The sequence below is a fragment of the Streptomyces sp. UH6 genome (assembly GCF_013421635.1).
In the GTDB taxonomy this organism is placed as follows: Bacteria; Actinomycetota; Actinomycetes; order Streptomycetales; family Streptomycetaceae; genus Streptomyces; species Streptomyces abyssomicinicus.
This window is the reverse complement of sequence record NZ_JACADT010000509.1, coordinates 1-4045: the sequence shown is the minus strand read 5'-3', so window position 1 is coordinate 4045 and position 4045 is coordinate 1. Positions and strand designations below refer to the sequence as shown.

The window sequence follows — 4045 nt, the reverse complement described above, 5'->3', positions numbered from 1 at the left end:
GTCGGTGGGCCCGCGTCAGTGCGCCCGCGTCAGCGCGTCTGGAGCAGGGCGCGGACCATCCGGCAGGTCGCCGGGGACGGCGGGTGGACGCCGATCAGCTGGGCGGCCATGTGGACGACCTCGTCCGGGGCCTGGCGCGCGGTGTGGAACCCCAGGTCGAGGAGGGCTATCGCCAGCCGCATCGCCTTCAGGCGGCGGTTGTGGTCGACGTACCACTCACGCGGCCGGCCCGCGGGCAGCGGACGCTTCTGGACGGGAACGTAGGGACGGTCGAGCGGGACGGGACGCTTGGCGGTGGACTGGGTGGAACGGGCCTTGGGCCGGGTGGAAGCGGCGGCGGGCACAGGCATCCTCCTGTCGCGGTCGGGGCGCCCGACGGGCCGGCGGACCATCCCGCCGAACTCCCTCGAACATGCATCCCATTCTACCGTCTGGCACTGACAAAGTCCCTGGCCAACAAGGGTGTTGGGGCCTGTGGGGCGGATGCGGGAAACGAGTTCCGAACCCTGTCGGCGGCGTATCGTGACGCCATGGAGATCTGGATCAACCCGGCCTGTTCGAAGTGCCGCGGCGCGCTCTCGCTGCTCGACGCGGAGGGCGCGGACTACACCGTGCGCCGCTACCTGGAGGACGTCCCCTCCGAGGACGAGATCCGGGCCGTGCTGGACCGGCTCGGCCTGGAGCCGTGGGAGATCACCCGTACCCAGGAGGCCGCCGCCAAGGAGCTGGGGCTGAAGGAGTGGCCCCGGGACGCGGGCTCCCGCGGCCGGTGGATCGCCACGCTGGCCGCCCACCCCGAGCTGATCCAGCGCCCGATCATCACCGCCGACGACGGCACCGCCGTGGTCGGCCGGTCCGAGGAGGCGGTGCGCGAGGCGCTGGCGCGCGACGGGAGGTCCTGACGGCTCCGCCCGGGGCAAGTCGAGGGCGGCGGCCGGGGTCTCCGAGGGCCCCGGCGGGCGCCCGTGACCCGGGCGGGCCCTACCCCCTCGCCGGGCCGGTCAAGCCCATCGCATACGAGCCGCCGCCCCTCCGCGGGGCCCCGGCGGACGGCTGCGCGCATCGTCCCGTGCGGAGTGGCCGGGTGACCTCACACGCCCGTACGGAGGACCCGGAGGGCCGGTAACACGGGGTTCACACGAGGGCAACGGTCGGGAAATCGCCCCTTGACAGTCTGCGGGACATACCGGCGCACCGATGCCGCAGCGCCTCGCCCCGCGACGACCGTCCCGTACGGTCGAGACCATCCGAAGGATGTGGCCCCGTGACCTTCAAGGCTGAGTACATCTGGATCGACGGCACCGAGCCGACGGCCAAGCTCCGTTCCAAGACCAAGATCCTCTCCGACGACGCCAAGGGTGCCGAGCTGCCGATCTGGGGCTTCGACGGCTCCAGCACCAACCAGGCCGAGGGCCACGCCTCCGACTGCGTGCTGCAGCCGGTCTTCACCTGCCCGGACCCGGTCCGCGGCGGCGACGACATCCTGGTCCTCTGCGAGGTCCTGAACATCGACCTCACCCCGCACGCCAGCAACACGCGGGCCGCGCTGGTCGAGGTCGCCGGGCGGTACGGGGCCCAGGAGCCGATCTTCGGCATCGAGCAGGAGTACACGTTCTTCAAGGACAACTACCCGCTGGGCTTCCCCCGCGGCGGCTTCCCGGCCCCGCAGGGCGGCTACTACTGCGGCGTCGGCGCGGACGAGATCTTCGGCCGGGACATCGTCGAGGCGCACCTGGAGAACTGCCTCAAGGCGGGCCTGGGCATCTCCGGCATCAACGCCGAGGTCATGCCGGGCCAGTGGGAGTTCCAGGTCGGCCCGCTCTCCCCGCTCGAGGTCTCGGACCAGCTGTGGATCGCCCGCTGGCTGCTCTACCGCACGGCCGAGGACTTCGGCGTGGCCGCCACCCTCGACCCCAAGCCGGTCAAGGGCGACTGGAACGGCGCCGGCGCGCACACCAACTTCTCCACCAAGGCGATGCGTGAGGGCTACGACGCCATCATCACCGCCTGCGAGTCGCTCGGCGAGGGCTCCAAGCCGCTCGACCACGTCAAGAACTACGGCGCGGGCATCGACGACCGCCTGACCGGCCTGCACGAGACCGCCCCGTGGGACAAGTACTCCTACGGCGTCTCCAACCGCGGCGCCTCGGTCCGCATCCCGTGGCAGGTCGAGAAGGACGGCAAGGGCTACATCGAGGACCGCCGCCCGAACGCCAACGTCGACCCGTACGTGGTGACCCGCCTGATCGTGGACACCTGCTGCGAGGCGCTGGAGAAGGCCGGCCAGGTCTGACCCGGCCGCGGGCCCTGCCCGCCCCGCCGGCCCGATGTGAAGGGGGCGCCCGCCAACTGGTGGACGCCCCCTTCACGTCGGCCGCTTCTCTGCTTCAATGGAGCCATCAACGGCATTCGGAGGTGTGGCATGGCAGGTCGCTTCGACCTCGAGCCCTTCTGGCCGTCCCGTCAGCACCACGACTTCGACCGTGTGTGTCGCCGCGCGACCTGCGCGCCGGCCCGCTGACGTACCGCTCCCTCCGAGGCTCCCGAAGCCTCGTCAGCCTTGCCGCCGCGCGTGAACCACGTCCCGTCCGACGTCCTTCCGCGCGAAAGAAGCTGATTGCCATGGCGACCACGCACGCCTCCGACCTGCACGTTCCCGCCCCGCGCCCCTACGAGCCCGCCGGGCCCCGCCGGCTGCGGGCCGTGGGCTCCCCCGGGCCGGCCCCCTCCCCCGTCGACCAGTTGCTCCCGCCGGGCGCGACCTGGCTGCCCGCCCCTCCGCAGGCGGTCCCCTCGCTGCCCGGTCAGCCGCCGATGGTGGGCTACCTCGTCCTGGTGCCCGCCGACCGCCAGCCGCCGTTCCTGCGCGAGGCGACCACCGTGCTCCAGCCGTCCGGTCCCGGCTCCGCGGGCGGGGACGAGGCCGAGGAGGGCGAGGAGCGCGGGCTGATCCGCGTGGACACCACGCGGCGGACCGCCGAGGTGGCCGGGGAGCCGCTGGAGCTCACCTACCTGGAGTTCGAGCTGCTCGCCCACCTCGTCGCCCACCCGCACCGGGTGCACACCCGCGACCAGCTGGTGGCCACCGTCTGGGGCTACGGCCACGTCGGCGACGGCCGTACCGTCGACGTCCACGTCGCCCGGCTGCGCCGCAAGCTGGGCGAGTACCGGCGGACCATCCAGACCGTCCGCCGGGTCGGCTACCGGTACACCCCGCCCGTGAATTGAGTCGACCGCTCCCGGACCCCGTGACAGGCTGCCCCTCATGGACCAGCACTGGGAAGACCGGGTCACGGCGGCGTGGGCGACGCTCGGCGACCATCCGGAGACCGAGGAGGGCGCCGAGCGGTTCCGGGCGCGGATCGCCGCCCTCGCGGACGAACTCCCGGGCGATCACCCGTTCGCCCTGTTCGAGCGAGCGTGTGCCTGGGACTCGACGGGGCGTTCCGATCTCGCGGTGCCGCTCTACGAACGGGCGCTGGAGGGCGGGCTCGACGGCTACAAGGGCCGCCGGGCCCGCATCCAGCTCGCCAGCTCGCTGCGCAACATCGGCCGGGCGGACCGCGGCCTGGAGCTGTTGGAACCCGAACTCGACGCGCCCTCGGACGAGTTGGACGACGCCGTGCGGGCGACCACGGCACTCTGCCTGTCCTCGCTGGGGCGGGACCGCGAAGGGCTCTCCCTGGTGCTGGAGGCGCTGGCCGCCCATCTCCCGCGCTATCAGCGGTCGATGGGCAACTACGCCCGTTCGCTGCGCGACTCGTGAGGAGCAACTCTCCCACCAACGGGTGACCATCGCTCGATTCGCTCGTTCTGCTGAACGTGCAGCCACAGCATGTCGCCTCCCGTCCGCCCGCCCGCAAGGCCCGCCCGCACCGCCCCGGCGGGGGCCTCGACGTCGAACAGGCCGAGGCCGCGCTCGTCGAGCACTATCCGCGGCTGGTCCGGCTCGCGTACCTGCTGCTGCCGGCCACCCTGGACCGCGGCCGGCGGGTGCTCACCGCGCACGCCGTCACCCAGCGCGCGCTGCCCAAGGGGAGGACGC

At 72.7% G+C, this 4045-nt stretch carries 5 protein-coding genes and 1 pseudogene; 5 read left to right on the top strand and 1 reads right to left on the bottom strand.

Annotation, left to right across the window (positions count from 1 at the left end; genetic code table 11):
* Positions 1-29: 29 nt before the first annotated feature.
* Complete coding sequence (locus HW445_RS20985) at positions 30-344, bottom strand: hypothetical protein (protein WP_180222527.1); 315 nt, start codon at positions 342-344, stop codon at positions 30-32.
* Positions 345-530: 186 nt separating this feature from the next.
* On the opposite strand from HW445_RS20985, the gene HW445_RS20980 reads away from it, so the two are divergent.
* The 5 genes and pseudogenes from HW445_RS20980 to HW445_RS20960 form a co-directional block, all read left to right on the top strand.
* Positions 531-902, top strand: coding sequence for an arsenate reductase family protein (locus HW445_RS20980; protein ID WP_180222526.1), 372 nt, complete (start codon positions 531-533; stop codon positions 900-902).
* A 362-nt stretch (positions 903-1264) separates the two neighbouring features.
* Positions 1265-2293 (top strand): glutamine synthetase, encoded by a 1029-nt coding sequence (glnII, locus tag HW445_RS20975; RefSeq protein WP_180222525.1) that lies wholly within the window; start codon positions 1265-1267, stop codon positions 2291-2293.
* A gap of 329 nt (positions 2294-2622) precedes the next feature.
* Positions 2623-3228, top strand: coding sequence for a winged helix-turn-helix domain-containing protein (locus HW445_RS20970; protein ID WP_180222524.1), 606 nt, complete (start codon positions 2623-2625; stop codon positions 3226-3228).
* Positions 3229-3265: 37 nt separating this feature from the next.
* Complete coding sequence (locus tag HW445_RS20965; RefSeq protein WP_180222523.1) at positions 3266-3766, top strand: tetratricopeptide repeat protein; 501 nt, start codon at positions 3266-3268, stop codon at positions 3764-3766.
* A 47-nt stretch (positions 3767-3813) separates the two neighbouring features.
* A pseudogene (locus tag HW445_RS20960) lies at positions 3814-4045 on the top strand (hypothetical protein); the annotation flags it as partial.